Source organism: Streptomyces sp. NPDC056580, assembly GCF_042793175.1.
GTDB lineage: Bacteria > Actinomycetota > Actinomycetes > Streptomycetales > Streptomycetaceae > Streptomyces.
Genome location: NZ_JBHTVE010000007.1, coordinates 243317 through 257598 on the forward strand (window position 1 = coordinate 243317; position 14282 = coordinate 257598).

The window sequence follows — 14282 nt, forward strand, 5'->3', positions numbered from 1 at the left end:
GCCGCGGCCGTGGAAAGGGAGTACACATCATGAAGGCACTGCAGTACCGCACGATCGGCGCCGCCCCCGAGGTGGTCACGGTCCCCGACCCCGAGCCCGGCCCCGGCCAGGTCCTGCTGAAGGTCACCGCCGCCGGCGTCTGCCACTCCGACATCGCGGTGATGAGCTGGCCCGCCGAGAACTTCCCCTACGAACTGCCCCTCACCCTCGGCCACGAGGGCGTCGGCACGGTCGCCGCGCTCGGCGCGGGCGTGAGCGGTGTGCGCGAGGGCGACGCGGTCGCCGTGTACGGGCCGTGGGGCTGCGGCGCCTGCGCCAAGTGCGCGGAGGGCAAGGAGAACTACTGCCTGCGGGCGGACGCGCTGGGCATCCGGCCGCCCGGGCTCGGGTCGCCGGGCGCCATCGCCGAGTACCTGCTCGTCGACGACCCGCGGCACCTCGTGCCGCTGGACGGTCTGGACCCGGTCGCCGCGGTCCCGCTGACCGACGCGGGGCTCACGCCCTACCACGCGATCAAGCGTTCGCTGCCGAAGCTGGTCCCGGGTTCGACGGCCGTGGTCATCGGCACCGGGGGCCTCGGGCACGTCGCCATCCAGCTGCTGCGCGCGCTCACGCCGGCCCGGGTGATCGCCCTCGACGTCAGCGAGGACAAGCTGCGGCTGGCGAAGGAGGTCGGCGCCCACGAGGCGGTGCTCTCCGACGCGGGCGCGGCCGCCGCCATGCGCGCGCTGACCGGCGGTCTGGGCGCCGAGGCCGTCTTCGACTTCGTCGGCGCCGAGCCCACCGTGCGGACCGCGGGCGCGGTCGCCGCGGTGGAGGCCGACGTGACGATCGTAGGCATCGGCGGCGGCGCCCTGCCCGTCGGCTTCGGGTCCCTGCCCTTCGAGGTGTCGGTCGCGGCGCCCTACTGGGGCAGCCGGAGCGAGCTGATCGAGGTGCTGGGCCTGGCCCGCTCGGGCGCGGTCTCGGTGCACACCGAGACCTACTCCCTGGACGAGGCCCCGCTCGCCTACGAGCGCCTGCACGCCGGGAAGGTCAACGGCCGCGCGGTCATCCTCCCCAACGGCTGAGCCCACCCGTTCCGCACCGCCCGGGCACGGCTGCCGCCGCCCGGGCGACCCGGCCGCGTCCAGGGCCTGTCGCGGCAGTCGCCTCGCCGTCCCAGTTCGGCGAGTTGGGCGCCGTTCGAGCGGACCTGGGCGCTCGAGACGGTGACACCCGCCTTCGCGGCCTCCGCCTCGCACCTCCCCCGGCCCCGGCACGGGAACCGGCACCTCTTCGTACCGCAGGACCTCGGGGCCGCCGCGCTCACCGGCGGCCCGATCGATCGCCGCCCGCAGCACCAGGTCGTCGACGCTGAGGTAAGTGCAGTTCAGCGCCGCCAACTGGACACGTGGGGGCGCCCTGGCGGCTCGGGCCGGGCTCACAGTACGGGGTCTGCATACCAGCTGGGCGTACCCCTGACGCGGAGCGGGGCTCCGGCGTTGTCCGGGAGTGAAGCGATCGCCTGCGCGGATGTCAACGCGGCCACCAAGTCCCTCTGGCGGACGATCTGTTGAGGCATCCGGCTGTCGTTCCGCCGGAGGCTGAGGAATACGGCGGAGGCGCGGCACGGCCGCTGATGTGCGCGCACCGGACTGAGGCGGCTCGCGACCAAGGTGCTTGAAGTTGCTCGCTGGAGCCGTTGATTGAGCACTTTCGAGCATCTAAGGTCGAGGCGTCCCTGAAGAATCCGAGGTGCGATCCCGGCTCCGGGCCGGTAACCCGTGTATGCCCGCTGCCTGGTGCGGGCCTGCGACGCCATGGCGTCGTGCGCGTCTCCCCGTCCGCGACGAAGGGGTGCCCATGACCAACCAGCCGTCCGCGCCCCAACTGCGCTTGGGTGTCGTCGGCTTCGGCCGGCGCGCCTCACTCGCCACCCTGGTCGACCGGACCGTAGCGGCCCTCGGCCCGGTCTCCGTGCTCACCCCCGACGACCTGCACACCGCTCCGGCCCTGTTCTTCCGTGAAGGCACTTCGGTACAAGTCCGCGCCCTCGAACCGCACTTCGCCGGCTACTTCGCGCGCCACCAGCCCGGTTCGCGCGGCCCGGTCCCCCGGGCCACCCGGGTCCCGCCCCGCCCGCCGTCGGCCCCCGAGCCCCGCCTGGCCCCCGTCGGCGGCGCACACCCCCGCACACCAAGGAGCACACGCATGACGTTCATAGGCGAGGAGATCGCCCGCCAGCCCCAGACCTGGCTCAAGGCCGCGAGCACCGCGGCCGAGTCCGCGGACCTGCTGCCCCGGCAGGGAGAGCGGGTGGCCGTCGTCGGCTGCGGCACCTCCTGGTTCATGGCCGAGGCCTACGCCGCACTGCGCGAGGGGCGCGGCCTGGGCGAGACGGACCACTTCGCCGCCTCCGAGTTCCCCCACGACCGCACCTACGACCGCTTGGTGGCGATCTCCCGCTCCGGCACCACCACCGAGATCCTGGAACTGCTGGAACGGCGGCGCGGCCGCTTCCCGGCCCTCGCCCTGACCGCCGACACCTCCACCCCGATCGTCGACGCCGCCGAACACGTCCTCGACCTGTCCTTCGCGGACGAGAGGTCGGTCGTGCAGACGGTCTTCGCGACCACCGCGCTGACCGCCCTGCGCGCGGGCCTGGGCGAGCCGGCCGAACCGCTGGCGCAGGCCGCGCGGACGGCTCTCCAGACACCGCTGCCCGAGGAGTGGCTGGCCGCCGACCAGATCACCTTCCTCGGCCGGGGCTGGGCGCACGGAATCGCCCGCGAGGCCTCCCTGAAGATGCGTGAGGCCACTCAGAGCTGGACCGAGTCCTACCCGTCCCTGGAGTACCGGCACGGTCCGATCGCCATCGCCGCGCCCGGCCGCCTGGTGTGGCACTTCGGCCCGGACGAGGACGGGCTGCGGGCGGACGTCGCCGCCACCGGCGCGCACTTCGTGGACCACCCGGAGGACCCGCAGGCCGACCTGATCCGGGTGCAGCGCCTCGCCGAGGCCCTCGCCGTCCGCAGGGGGCTGGACCCGGACCGGCCGCGCGCCCTGAGCCGCTCCGTGGTCCTGGACCGCCCCGGTTCCTGACCGCGCGCCCTGGACACGCCGCACACCCCACGAACGCCGCCCGCCCGGTGCCGCCCCGCACCCGGGGCGGCACCGCGGCCCCCACGCCCGCGCCCAGCGCCGGGCCTCCCGGTCCCGGTCGCCCGCGACCGCTCCATCCGAAAGGACGTCATGCTCTGCCGCAGCGCTGATCTGATGGCCGAGGCCCACGCGTCGGGCTCAGGCATAGCCGCCTTCAACGTCATCACCCTCGAGCACGTCCAGGCCGTCGCCGACGCCGCAGAGCGCACCGGCCGGCCGGCGATCGTCCAGATCAGCCAGAACGCCGTACGCCACTACGGCGGCGACGTCATGCCCCTGGCGTCCGCTGCGGCCGCGGCGGCCGCGGGCGGCCGGGCCCGGCTGGCGCTGCACCTCGACCACGTCGAGGACACCGGCCTGCTGCACCGCACAGCCGAGTGCGGAGCAAGTTCGGTGATGTTCGACGCGTCGCGGCTTGCGGACGAGGAGAACATCGCCGCGACCCGGGCGGCCGCCCGCTGGGCGCACGACCACGGTCTGTTCGTCGAGGCGGAACTGGGCGAGATCGGCGGCAAGGGCTCGGCGCACCTCCCCGGCGTGCGCACCGATCCGAAGGACGCCGCCCGGTTCGTCGCCGAGACCGGTGTGGACGCCCTCGCCGTCGCGGTGGGCAGCAGCCACGCGATGGTCTCCCGCACCGCCGAGCTGGACCTGGAACTGATCTCCCGCATACGGCAGGAGGTGCCCGTCCCGCTGGTCCTGCACGGCTCCTCCGGCGTGCCGCACCCGACGCTCCGGGCCGCCGTCGAGCACGGCATGACGAAGATCAACATCGGTACGCTGCTCAACGTCGCCTTCACCCGTGCGGTCCGCGAGGCGCTGGCGGAGGGGCCGGACCTGGTCGACCCGCGCCGCTATCTGGCGCCGGCCCGGGCCGCCATGACCGACGCGATCGCCGACTGCCTCACGGCGCTGGCTCCGCCGGGGTCGCCCTGACGCCGGGGCGTGTCCTCGGCGTGCCGAGGCAGCACCGGCCGGGCCGGCCCGGTCCGGCCGGCCGGGATCCGCCGCCGGTCGGGTCCGGCGCCGGCACACCGACCGCCGCCGGCGCCGGACCCCCGGGGACCGTTCTGCTCAGCCGTCAGCGGTCGTCGCCGCCGTGTCCGCCACGGTTCCGGTCCCGGCCGTGGCCGCGGCCACCGCCGTGATCGTCCCGCACCTTCAGGTGGTCGTCCCCGCCGACGTGAACGCCGTGGTCGTCCCCCGGCCGGTCGTCCGCGCGCGCGGAGCCGCCGTGGCCGTCCCTCCGGCGGTCGTCCCCACGCGCGGAACCACCGTGGTCGTTCCCACGACGGTCGTCCCCCGGGCGGTCATTCCCACGTGCGGAGCCGCCGCGGTCGTCCCCCTGGCGGTCGTCCCCACGCGCGGAGCCACCGTTGTCGTCCCTCCGGCGATCGTCCCCCCGACGGTCACCTCCGCGCCCCGAGCCACCGCGGTCGTCCCCCCGACGGTCATCCCCACGCACGGAACCACCACGGTCGTCCCCCCGACGGTCATCCCCACGCACGGAACCACCACGGTCATCCCCACGACGGTCGTCCCCGCCGCGCCGGTCCAGGACGACCGCGCCCGTGTGGATGTCGACGCGCACTTCGCGTCGGACGTGGTCGGCGCCGAGGATGTGCACCTCCCAGTGACCCGGGTGGCGGTCGTCGAGTTCGACCCGGGTGACGGTCCCCGGGTACTGCTTGCGCGCGACGGCCGCCGCCTGAGCGGCCGTGAGCGAGGCCGACGACGGCGACGGCAAGGGCGCCGGCGAAGCCGTGGCGGACGGCCGGTCCTCGGTACGACCGCCGTGCCGGTCCGTGCCGCCCGAGGCGAGCGCCGAGTACCCACTGCCGCCGACGAGCACGGCGGCCGCGAGGGCGGTGGCGATGGAAGCGGTGCGCTTCATGAGGAGCCTTCCCGGCCGGGCGGTCGCCCGGCCTGTGTCGAATCTGTGGCCTGCCTGTTCGGCAACGCCAATGTGCCTGGGGGAAGCTGAAGGCCACCTGAAGCCACCTGAAGATCCCTTCAGGTTCCGTTTGGGAGGCTGGGCACATGCGCCTGTTGATCGTGGAGGACGAGAAGCGGCTCGCGGTCTCGCTGGCCAAGGGCCTGCGCGCCGAGGGCTTCGCCGTGGACGTCGTCCACGACGGCACCGAGGGCCTCCGGCTGGCCGCCGAGGGCGTCCACGACCTGGTGGTGCTCGACATCATGCTGCCGGGCCTCAACGGCTACCGCGTCTGCGCCGCCCTGCGCGCCGCGGGCCACGACGTGCCGATCCTGATGCTCACGGCCAAGGACGGCGAGTACGACGAGGCGGAGGGCCTGGACACCGGCGCCGACGACTACCTCACGAAACCCTTCTCCTACGTCGTGCTGGTGGCACGGGTCAGAGCGCTGCTGCGCCGCAGCGGGTCCGCCGGGGCCTCGCCGGTCCTGCGCGCCGGAGGGCTCGTCGTCGACAGGGCCACGCGCCGGGTGTGCCGGGACGGGACGGAAGTGACGCTCACCGCCAAGGAGTTCGCCGTGCTGGAACAGCTCGCGACACGGGCCGGGCAGGTGGTCGGCAAGCCCGAGATCCTCGAGCACGTATGGGACTTCGCCTACGACGGCGACCCGAACATCGTCGAGGTGTACGTCAGCGCACTCCGCCGCAAACTCGGCACGGACACGATCCAGACCGTGCGCGGCGCCGGCTACCGGATGGTGACCTCGTGAGGCGACGGCCGTTCGGTTCCGTGAAGGCGACGATGGTCCTGCTCGCCACCGCCGTGATGACGGTCGCCCTGGCGGCCGCCGGAACCGCTGTGCTGCTGTCACTGCGCACGAACCTCACCGAGCAGGCGCAGAACGAGGCCAACGACACGGCCCGCAGGATCGCCCTCGGCGTCGCCACCTGGCGTGGCGGCGACGCCCGGCTGCCGCTGCCGGACGGCGCGCGGGAAGGGGTCCCGGTCCAGGTGACGGACGAGAACGGCCGTCTGCTGGCCGTCGGCGAAGGGCTGGAGCGCATCAGCGGCACCGGTGTGACTGCCGTACGTGTGCCGCCGGCCGCCCCCTCGCCGAGCCCTCCGTCCGCGTCACCGGCACCGTCCCCCGCCCCCGCGACCCGACTCACCACCTCGGCGACCTCGGCGGCCGACGACCATGGCCGGGGCCGCGGCCGGGACCGGGACCGCGGCGGCGACGACGGCTCGGACGACAGCGGATCCGGCGGTCACGGCACGGACGACCACGGTGCCGCCGGCACCCCGACGCCCCAGACGAACGACCCGGCCATCGGAACCATCGGTGACACGATCCAGGAGAGCTCCGGGCACGCCGTGATCGACGGCCGCGGCGGCCCCTACCGGTTCGCCACCATCAAGGCCACGGACCTCGGCGGCCGGACCGTGCTCGTCCACGCGGGCGCCTCACTGACGACCCGTGAGAGCGCCGTCCGCAGCGCCGGGGTGGCGATGCTGGCGGGACTGCCGCTGGTACTGCTGGCCGTCGGCGCCGTGACCTGGCTGGTGACCCGGCGCGCTCTGGCCCCCGTCGAGGGCATCCGGCGGGAGATGGCCGCGATCACCGCCTCCGAGGACCTCTCCCGGCGCGTACCGGAACCCGCCTCGAACGACGAAGTGGCCCATCTGGCCCGCACCACCAACGAGACGCTGACCGCTCTGGAGGCCGCCGTCGACCGGCAACGCCGCTTCGTCGCCGACGCGTCCCACGAACTGCGCAGCCCCATCGCCTCGCTGCGCACCCAGCTCGAGGTCGGCTCGGCGCACCCGCAACTGCTGGACGTGCCCGGCGCGGTCAAGGACACCGAGCGGTTGCAGCACCTCGCCGCCGACCTGCTGCTGCTCGCCCGGCTCGACGCCGGGGAGCGGCCCGGGCAGGCGCCGGTCGACCTGGCCGAGCTGGTCCGCGAAGAGGTCGGGCGCCGCCCCGCCGGGGGAACGCCGATAGCCGTCCGTGCCGAAGGCCGGCAGCGAGTCACCGGTTCGCGAGGCCAGTTGATCCGGGTGATCGGCAACCTGCTGGACAACGCCCGGCGCCACGCGCGTGCCGAGATCGCCGTGCGCGTGGAGCGCCGGGGTGACCGGATCGTCCTCACCGTAGCGGACGACGGCGGCGGTGTGCCGGCCGCCGAGCGCGACCGGATCTTCGAGCGGTTCGTACGACTGGACGACGCCCGTGCACGCGACGACGGCGGCGCCGGACTCGGCCTGGCCATCGCCCGCGACGTGGCCCGCCGCCACGGCGGCACGCTCACCGTCGGCGAGGCGCCGTCCGGAGGCGCCCTCTTCGAACTGCGCCTCCCCGCGGCCGCCGCGCCTCCCGCGCGGGACCCGGCGGCGGATGAGCGCCCGGCCGCGCACGTCAGTGAGCGGGACCGGCCGAGGGGGCGGTAGCGCCCACGCCCGACACGCGCGCGTCACATGAGCCGGGCCCACGCCCGACAGACATGGGTCACATGTGCCGGGCCCACGCCCGACACGCGCGCGTCACATGTGCCGGGCGCCCGCGTTCGACAGGGCGAGGGCCGCCAGGGCCTGGGGGGCGCCGGGCTGGGCGCGGACTCCGGGGAAGGCGTTGACGTCCACGATCAGCGGGCCGTCCGGTCCCCTGTCGAGGATGTCCACGCCGTACACGTCCAGGGCGAAGACCTCACCTGCCTGGCGGACCAGCGAGGCCCAGCCGGGAGGCAGGCTGTCGAGGGCGAGCGGCATTGTGGGGCCGCGCCCCTCGGGCGAGAGCTCGGAGCGGCGCAGCGCCGCGAAGATCCGGCCGCCGATCGCCCACAGTTTGCGGTCCCAGCCGTCGTTGGGGGCGAACTGCTGCACCACCACCGGTTCGTGGGGGTGCGCGGCGGCCAGTGCGCGCAGTCCGGCGTTGTCGTCGACGCGGGCCACCAGGTCGTGCTTGCGGCTGTGCCGGCTCTTGACCACCAACGGACCGCGAATCCTGTGGTCTTCGGCGAGCCGCGCGAGCGTGGGGTAGGTACGGGTGGCGGCGAACGGCAGGCCGGCCCGCCGGGCGTGCTCGGCCATCACCGTGCGGTCCTGGCACAGTTCGGTCGCGGCGGCCGAGTTCAGCACCCGCGCCCCACGCTCCTCCAGCGCGCGAGCGAGGGAGATCGCCTGCGGGGTACGGGCCTTGAGCAGATACACGTCGGCGACGGGCCCGGACGGTTCGGGCGCCGGTGCCGTCCGCGGGTCCAGCGTCAGCACGGTGTGCTCGTCGGCGAGGAGCGCCGTGGTGGCGGCGAGCAGCGGGTGGCCGGGGTCGGACGTGATCAGGCCGATTCTCATACGGTCCTGCCCACCGCCGTCAGAACCGGTGCCGAGCCGGAGCGCGCCGGCGACACGGCCGGTGCCGCCGGCGGAGCCGGTGGGACGGAAGGTGCGGACGAGGACACGGCGGCCTGGGACGGCTCCCGCTGCTCCGGCATGCGCACTCGGGCGGGCTCGGCTGTCTCGGCGGCCCGGCTTCCGCGGGCGGCCAGTTCCAGCACGGCCCGTGCCACCCGCGCGGCCGCGTCGGGGACCTGGCGGAAGCTGGGGAAGTCGTTCACGTCGACGATCACGGGTCCGTCCGGCCCCAGCACCACGTCCACGCCGAACAGATCGAGGCCGTAGGCGGCTCCGGCGCGGGCGGCCAAGGCGGCCACCTCGTCCGGCAGCCGCACCCGGCGCTCGGGCACCGCGTGGTCGGGGTGGAGCGGGGAACGGCGTTCGGTCGCGTACAGTTCGCCGCCGACGCCGTACACCTTGATGTCGACGCCCGAGTTGGGCACGTACGGCTGGGCGATGAGCATGCCCTCCCCCGCCAGTTCGGCCGCCCTCTCGGTGAGCCGGCCCTGTGACGTCACCAGGTGCACCGCCCGTCCGGAGCTGCCGTCGGCGGGCTTGACCACGATCGGGTACATCGACTCCGGTATCTCCGCCAGCAGTTCGGGCCGTGCCGCCGCGTAGGTGGGCGGCAGCGGGAGCCCGTGGGCGCGGCCGATGGCCGCGGCCAGCACCTTGTCCCGTACCCCGCGGATCGAGCGGACGTCGTTGACGGTCGTCACCCCGCCCACGGCGGCGGCCTCCAGCAAGGTCAGCCCGGGACCACCGGAGACCGTCTTGAGCACCCAGGCGTCATGCGCGGCGCACTGCAACGCCTCCGTCAGGCACAGCAGGGAGCCGGCCGGCCGCAGTACGTCCACCTGGTGCCCCCACGACGTCAGCCGGCGGATCACCTCCACCGGCATACCGTCGTTCCGGTACTGCTCTTCCACCACGAAGCAGAGTCTCATCGTCGAAGTACCCCGACCCACCGTGCGCCCCACCCTCATCGCCCGACACTCCATGACGTCCTGTGACGACACAGAATGTCACGCCCGTCACGAACGTCCGGGGCGAAAGTCCGGTAAGTCCAGGGGTGTTGCAGAGCCGCCGGCCGGAGGCCGTGAAGTGAGGGGCCTGCAGGGCGGCGTGAGGTGTCCATGCGGTCGCGGCACTAGACTCGGCGCCCGTACCAGTCATGATCACTACTGGAAGGCACCACATGTTTCAGGACGCTCCGATCTACCACCAGCTTGTCGCGGAGCGTGGAGATGTTCCTGCGCGGGTGCGTGACGCGGCGACGAGCATACTGCGTGAACTCGACCATGTGATCGGTGCGATGTCGTTGCCCGCCCGCTCCATGAGCCCGCTGCCGATCCGGCAGCCCGAGGCCGCGGCGCGAGCGGCGTTTGCGCCGCCGCGGCCGTAGGCTGCCGGCCGGCGGTGCTGGGCGGTCACGGCGTCACGGCTACGGCACCAGCAGGCGGGTCGGTGGCGGACCCGGTCGCGTAGCGGCTCGTGGCGTCGATGCCGGCCGGTGGCCTCGGCGGCCGACCGCCGACGGTGATCCACGGGTCAGCCTCGGCTGAGCCGGGCGACCAAGCGCCTGGAGACGGCGCCGACCCGCGAGTGGCCGGGCCGGCCGCGGCCCGCCCCGGGACCCGCCCCGATGCCGGCGTCCGCGTCCGCGATACCGATCCGACCGACCCGACGTGCGGGCTGCGCGCCGGCCGGGTCGCCGCCGTCCTCACCCGGGCGCCGTTCGACGAGGCCGCCATGGCGGTGCGCGCGCTGCGGAGCGATCCGGTCGGCGCGGCCGTCCGGATCATGGTCCGGTGCCCTTCTCGCGGGCCCCGGCCAGGTCGTCCGGTCCGGGTGCGACGGCTCCATCCGCGCCCACTGCGCATCGGTCAACGGCACACCGGACCGACGACCTGCCGATCCGAACGAGCTCGCCTAGGAGGCCTCAGGCGCTGCCCCCGGCGGGTCGCCGTCCTCGTCCTCACCCTTGGCACGCACGTCCGGCGGGGTCGGCGCGGTGATGTTCCGCTGCTCCGCCGACCGCTCCTTCGTTTCCTCGTCGACCTGCGCCGTGTCGTTCTCTTCAGGGGTACTCATCACTTCGCCTCTCTCACCGGTCCGGAGCCGACAGCATCCCGGCCACGATCGCGTCGGCGACCGGTGCGACCGGAGCGTCCGCCCCACACGTTCCGTCTTCCACGTGCAGCACAGGTTCCCCGGGTCAGCGAGCCGACGCACGCCGGCGTCATCCGATCGCCGCGTCTTCACCCCTTTGCCGCAGACTCCGGCCCGGCGCCGCGCCCACGATTCGCCCCGCCCGGCCGCGGACGTCCCTTTTTCGGCACGTACGAGTTCGGGCTCGGCCGGCTCGACGACCGCGAGTCCTCCGGCGCTCTTGTGCGGGCGTGAAGGGTGTAGTCGGGTGTCCCCATGCGACAGTTGACGGCACATCGTTTACCGGCTTCACGCCTCACGGCCCGCCGCGGCGGCTCGGCCGGCAGCAGACGCGCGAAGGCTCTGGCAGCCGCCGTGCTCGCCGGATCACTGTGGGCGGCGTCCCCGCTCCAGCCCGCGCGGGCCGCCGCCCCCGAACCCGCCGGCGCGCTCGGGACCACGGGCGGGGCGCCGGCGCGCGACCTCGGCCGCCTGCACCTCGACACGGTGACCATTCCACAGCTCCAGGCACGTATGGCGGCCGGCGCGCTGACCCCGTCGGAGCTGACCCGCGCCTACCTGAAGCGGATCAGGGCTGTCGATCCGAAGATCCACGCCGTCCTGCGTACCGACCCCTCGGCCCTGCGCCAGGCCGCCGCGAGCGACGCGCGGCACCGCGCGGGCTCCGTCCGCGGCCCGCTCGACGGCATCCCGGTGCTGATCAAGGACAACGTCGGCACACGGGGCCTGTCGTCGACGGCGGGGTCGCTCGCCCTTGCGGGCAGCCCGCCGGATTCGGACGCGGCACTCGTGACGCGCCTGCGCCGGGCGGGCGCGGTGATCCTGGGCAAGACCAACCTGTCCGAGTGGGCCAACTTCCGTGCTGAGAAGCCCACTTCGGGATGGTCTGCGGTGGGCGGGCAGACACGCAACCCGTACGTCCTCGACCGGAATCCGTGCGGTTCGTCGGCGGGTTCGGGCGCCGCTCTCGCCGCCTCCCTGGCGCAGGTGGCGATCGGGACCGAGACCGACGGCTCGATCGTCTGCCCGGCGGGCATGAACGGCGTGGTCGGCCTGAAGCCGACCCTCGGCCTGGTCAGCGCCCGTGGTGTGGTGCCGATCTCCGCCGAGCAGGACACGGCCGGTCCCATGGCGCGCAACGTCGTGGACGTGGCGCTCACACTGGCGGCCATCGCCGAGCGGCCCGCGGGCGCCGGCGACGCGGACACCAGCGCCTTCGCGCGGGCGGCCGCCGGGCGGCCGACCGGCTCGGGCGGCGTGCGGGACCTGCGGGGCAAGCGGATCGGCCTGTGGCGCCTGCCGACCCTCGGCCAGGCCGTGGACGACGTGATGACCCGCGCGACGCGCCGGCTGCGTGCCGCGGGCGCCGAGGTCGTCGAGGTGACGCCGCCCTACCAGGACCGGCTCGCCGCGCTCGAGTTCCCGGCGCTGCTGACCGAGTTCCACCGGGACATCGACGCCTATCTCGCCACCCGCGAGGGGCCTCGCGACCTGGCCGCCCTCATCGCCTTCAACAGCGGCCACGCGGCGGAGCGGACCTGCTTCGCGGGGCAGGAACTCTTCCAGCAGGCGCTCGCCGCGCCGCCCACGACCGATCCGGGGTACCGCGCGATGCGGGCGGAACTGCGGGACCTGTCGCGGCGGTCCATCGACGAGACGATGGCCGCCCATCACCTGGACGCGATCGCCGCGCCGACGAATCCCCCCGCGTGGACCACGGACTGCGCACGGGGCGACAACGATGTGATCCCCTCGTCCACACCGGCGGCCGTCGCCGGCTACCCCTCGCTGTCCGTGCCGGCCGGTTCCGCAGGGGAACTGCCCGTCGGGATGCTCCTGATGACCGGTGGCCACCGGGACGCCGAGCTGCTGTCCCTCGGAGCGGCCGTGGAGAGGCGAATCCATGCCTGGCGTGCGCCGCGGTACCTGCCGACGACCGGCGCCGAAGCCGGCGGGCGGTGAGCAGAGGGCCCCGCATCCACCCGCGGAGGATCACTGCTCGCGGGTGCGGGGGCCATGGCCGGCGGCCATCCGTGCGGCGGCGAACGCGGCGACCGGCGCGACCGTCAGGGCGAGACTGAGGCGCAGGCCGTGCTCGAAGCCGGCCGCGGCGGGACGCCCACGACGTCGAGTACCACCGCGGCGGCCGGCAGCGCCTCCACCACCCAGAGGCCGGGGACCCCGACCCCGACTACGACGCCCTCGAAGTCCCCGCCGACCCCGGGCGCACGGTCGTCACCTACACCGTCGTCGCCTCGCCCCCCCGGCCGACGCCGGGCCGCCGTCGTATCCCTCGCTCAGCGCGGCACAAGCCCGCCACCCCCGTCCTCACCAGAACTGTCGGAGGTTGAAGCTCCTCAGGGAGACGTGGCTCGCGGGTTCGGTCGAGCTTCTGGCGTAGAGGAGCGGCATCGGCGTTCCGACGGAACCGTACGCAGCGCTCCACGCGAGCCACTGGTAGGCGTCCCAGCCCCGTTCCATGCCGATTCCCACACCGTCCTTCTCCATGGTGCGCAGAGCCAGCCGGTGGTGGAAGGCGACGTCGTAACGGGCCCGGACCTCCAGCGGTTGCCGTTGGTGCCGGTCGAACCAGTGGAGCGCCGAGACGCCGCGCTCACTGGGATTCCCGGAGGCCTTGTGGAGCCTGAGCAGACGGTCGATGTCGAGCGGCGCGTCCCGTATGAACCGCGCCATCTTCCTCTTCGCCTCCCTGACGGCCGCGTCCAGCGTTCCCCCGCGGCCCCACCTCGGGTCGGCGGGCGCTCCGGACCAGTCCGGTCCGAACGCGTCGTGCATGTCCCGCTCGACCGCCTCGTTGAAGGGATCGAGCGGGGCGAACCGGAATCGTGTCGTCGAGAGGGTGTCGCAGCGTGCCAGTACGGTCCTCAAGTCGTCCGCGTGGCGGTCGAGTGTGCCGAGGAAGTGTTCCAGTCCCCCTTCGTTCGCGTAGTGCAGGAAGACGAGGGAATTGACGGTGCTCGCGGCCCGATCGGTGGCCGTCTGCTGGGAGACGGTGACCGTGCGCTCCTGTGCCAGCGAGTTGTCCATCAGTGAGGCGACGAACGCCACCATGCGGTGCGCCTCGGTCCGGTTGACGTGCTCGGGAAGGACCGGGTCGCTCACACCGGCCCGGTGGGCGCACAGCCCGATCTCCACGTCCAGGGCCGGCCGTTCCCGCAGCAGCACCGAGAGGAAGCGGGCGCCTTCCAGGTAGCGGTTCGCCTCCGGGTTGAACGTCTCGCTCCGCCTGCTGAAGCGGAAGCCGGCGATCAGTGCGGGGACCAGCGCCAGCATGCGGGGCACGGTGAGTGCGTTGCGATCGGGCTTCGGCAGCCGGTCCAGCAGCTCCCGCGCGGTGATGATCTCCTGCCGTGCGGCGATCTGACCGCTGCAGGCGTAGATCGTCGCGGCGATGGCCGCCTCCCACCGGCGCGGCCGCTCGAGCGCCAGGGGATGAATGCGCACCATCTCCTCCGGTGACAGGCATGGGACTTCGACGGCCTCCTTCTCCTTGCGGAGGCCGCACAGTTCCGCGATCTCCCGCACGTCGATTCTCGAACCGTTGTACTTGCTGAGCGCCTGCGACCTCGAGAAGTCCCAGAACGTCATCTCATCGGCCATCCGTTGCACCTTTCTGCT

General features: G+C 73.8%; 12 protein-coding genes and 1 pseudogene. 8 read left to right on the top strand and 5 right to left on the bottom strand.

Annotated elements, in window-relative coordinates:
- Nucleotides 1–29: 29 nt before the first annotated feature.
- From ACFQ9Z_RS17515 to ACFQ9Z_RS17525, 3 genes are all read left to right on the top strand, one after another.
- The gene (locus ACFQ9Z_RS17515) at nucleotides 30–1070 is read left to right on the top strand and encodes an NAD(P)-dependent alcohol dehydrogenase (RefSeq protein ID WP_383017804.1); all 1041 of its coding nucleotides are present in this window, start codon (nucleotides 30–32) and stop codon (nucleotides 1068–1070) included.
- Between the two features lie 1123 nt (nucleotides 1071–2193).
- Nucleotides 2194–3084 (top strand): SIS domain-containing protein, encoded by an 891-nt coding sequence (locus ACFQ9Z_RS17520; RefSeq protein ID WP_383018444.1) that lies wholly within the window; start codon nucleotides 2194–2196, stop codon nucleotides 3082–3084.
- 150 nt (nucleotides 3085–3234) lie between these two features.
- Nucleotides 3235–4080: a ketose-bisphosphate aldolase gene (locus tag ACFQ9Z_RS17525; RefSeq protein WP_383017807.1), complete on the top strand. Its 846-nt coding sequence runs from the start codon at nucleotides 3235–3237 to the stop codon at nucleotides 4078–4080.
- 145 nt (nucleotides 4081–4225) lie between these two features.
- Here ACFQ9Z_RS17525 and ACFQ9Z_RS17530 read toward each other — a convergent pair whose 3' ends face one another.
- Complete coding sequence (locus ACFQ9Z_RS17530) at nucleotides 4226–5038, bottom strand: PepSY domain-containing protein (protein ID WP_383017810.1); 813 nt, start codon at nucleotides 5036–5038, stop codon at nucleotides 4226–4228.
- 146 nt (nucleotides 5039–5184) lie between these two features.
- Between ACFQ9Z_RS17530 and ACFQ9Z_RS17535 the strand changes: the two genes are divergently transcribed.
- Together ACFQ9Z_RS17535 and ACFQ9Z_RS17540 are read left to right on the top strand one after the other, a co-directional pair.
- Entirely contained in the window at nucleotides 5185–5847 is a 663-nt protein-coding gene (locus tag ACFQ9Z_RS17535; protein WP_383017813.1) for a response regulator transcription factor, read from the top strand.
- A 56-nt stretch (nucleotides 5848–5903) separates the two neighbouring features.
- Nucleotides 5904–7529, top strand: a complete 1626-nt coding sequence (locus ACFQ9Z_RS17540; protein WP_383018447.1) for a sensor histidine kinase — start codon at nucleotides 5904–5906, stop codon at nucleotides 7527–7529.
- Nucleotides 7530–7622: 93 nt separating this feature from the next.
- On the opposite strand, the gene ACFQ9Z_RS17545 is transcribed toward ACFQ9Z_RS17540, so the two are convergent.
- Nucleotides 7623–8429: a RimK family alpha-L-glutamate ligase gene (locus tag ACFQ9Z_RS17545; protein WP_383017816.1), complete on the bottom strand. Its 807-nt coding sequence runs from the start codon at nucleotides 8427–8429 to the stop codon at nucleotides 7623–7625.
- Nucleotides 8426–9418, bottom strand: coding sequence for a RimK family alpha-L-glutamate ligase (locus ACFQ9Z_RS17550; protein WP_383017819.1), 993 nt, complete (start codon nucleotides 9416–9418; stop codon nucleotides 8426–8428). The genes ACFQ9Z_RS17545 and ACFQ9Z_RS17550 overlap by 4 nt, the downstream gene beginning before the upstream one ends.
- A 251-nt stretch (nucleotides 9419–9669) precedes the next feature.
- On the opposite strand from ACFQ9Z_RS17550, the gene ACFQ9Z_RS17555 reads away from it, so the two are divergent.
- On the top strand, nucleotides 9670–9876 hold the full coding sequence (locus ACFQ9Z_RS17555) for a hypothetical protein (RefSeq protein WP_383017822.1): 207 nt from the start codon (nucleotides 9670–9672) through the stop codon (nucleotides 9874–9876).
- A gap of 527 nt (nucleotides 9877–10403) precedes the next feature.
- Here the strand turns inward: ACFQ9Z_RS17555 and ACFQ9Z_RS17560 are convergent.
- Nucleotides 10404–10565, bottom strand: a complete 162-nt coding sequence (locus ACFQ9Z_RS17560) for a hypothetical protein (RefSeq protein ID WP_383017825.1) — start codon at nucleotides 10563–10565, stop codon at nucleotides 10404–10406.
- Nucleotides 10566–11156: 591 nt separating this feature from the next.
- On the opposite strand from ACFQ9Z_RS17560, the gene ACFQ9Z_RS17565 reads away from it, so the two are divergent.
- Both ACFQ9Z_RS17565 and ACFQ9Z_RS17570 read left to right on the top strand, forming a co-directional pair.
- Nucleotides 11157–12605, top strand: coding sequence for an amidase family protein (locus tag ACFQ9Z_RS17565; protein ID WP_383018450.1), 1449 nt, complete (start codon nucleotides 11157–11159; stop codon nucleotides 12603–12605).
- Nucleotides 12606–12757: 152 nt separating this feature from the next.
- Nucleotides 12758–12994: pseudogene (locus ACFQ9Z_RS17570) on the top strand (hypothetical protein); the annotation flags it as partial.
- Here the strand turns inward: ACFQ9Z_RS17570 and ACFQ9Z_RS17575 are convergent.
- A complete protein-coding gene (locus ACFQ9Z_RS17575; protein ID WP_383017828.1) occupies nucleotides 12972–14264 on the bottom strand; it encodes a hypothetical protein in 1293 nt (430 codons plus the stop codon). The pseudogene ACFQ9Z_RS17570 and the gene ACFQ9Z_RS17575 sit on opposite strands and share 23 nt — an antisense overlap.
- Nucleotides 14265–14282: the final 18 nt, after the last annotated feature.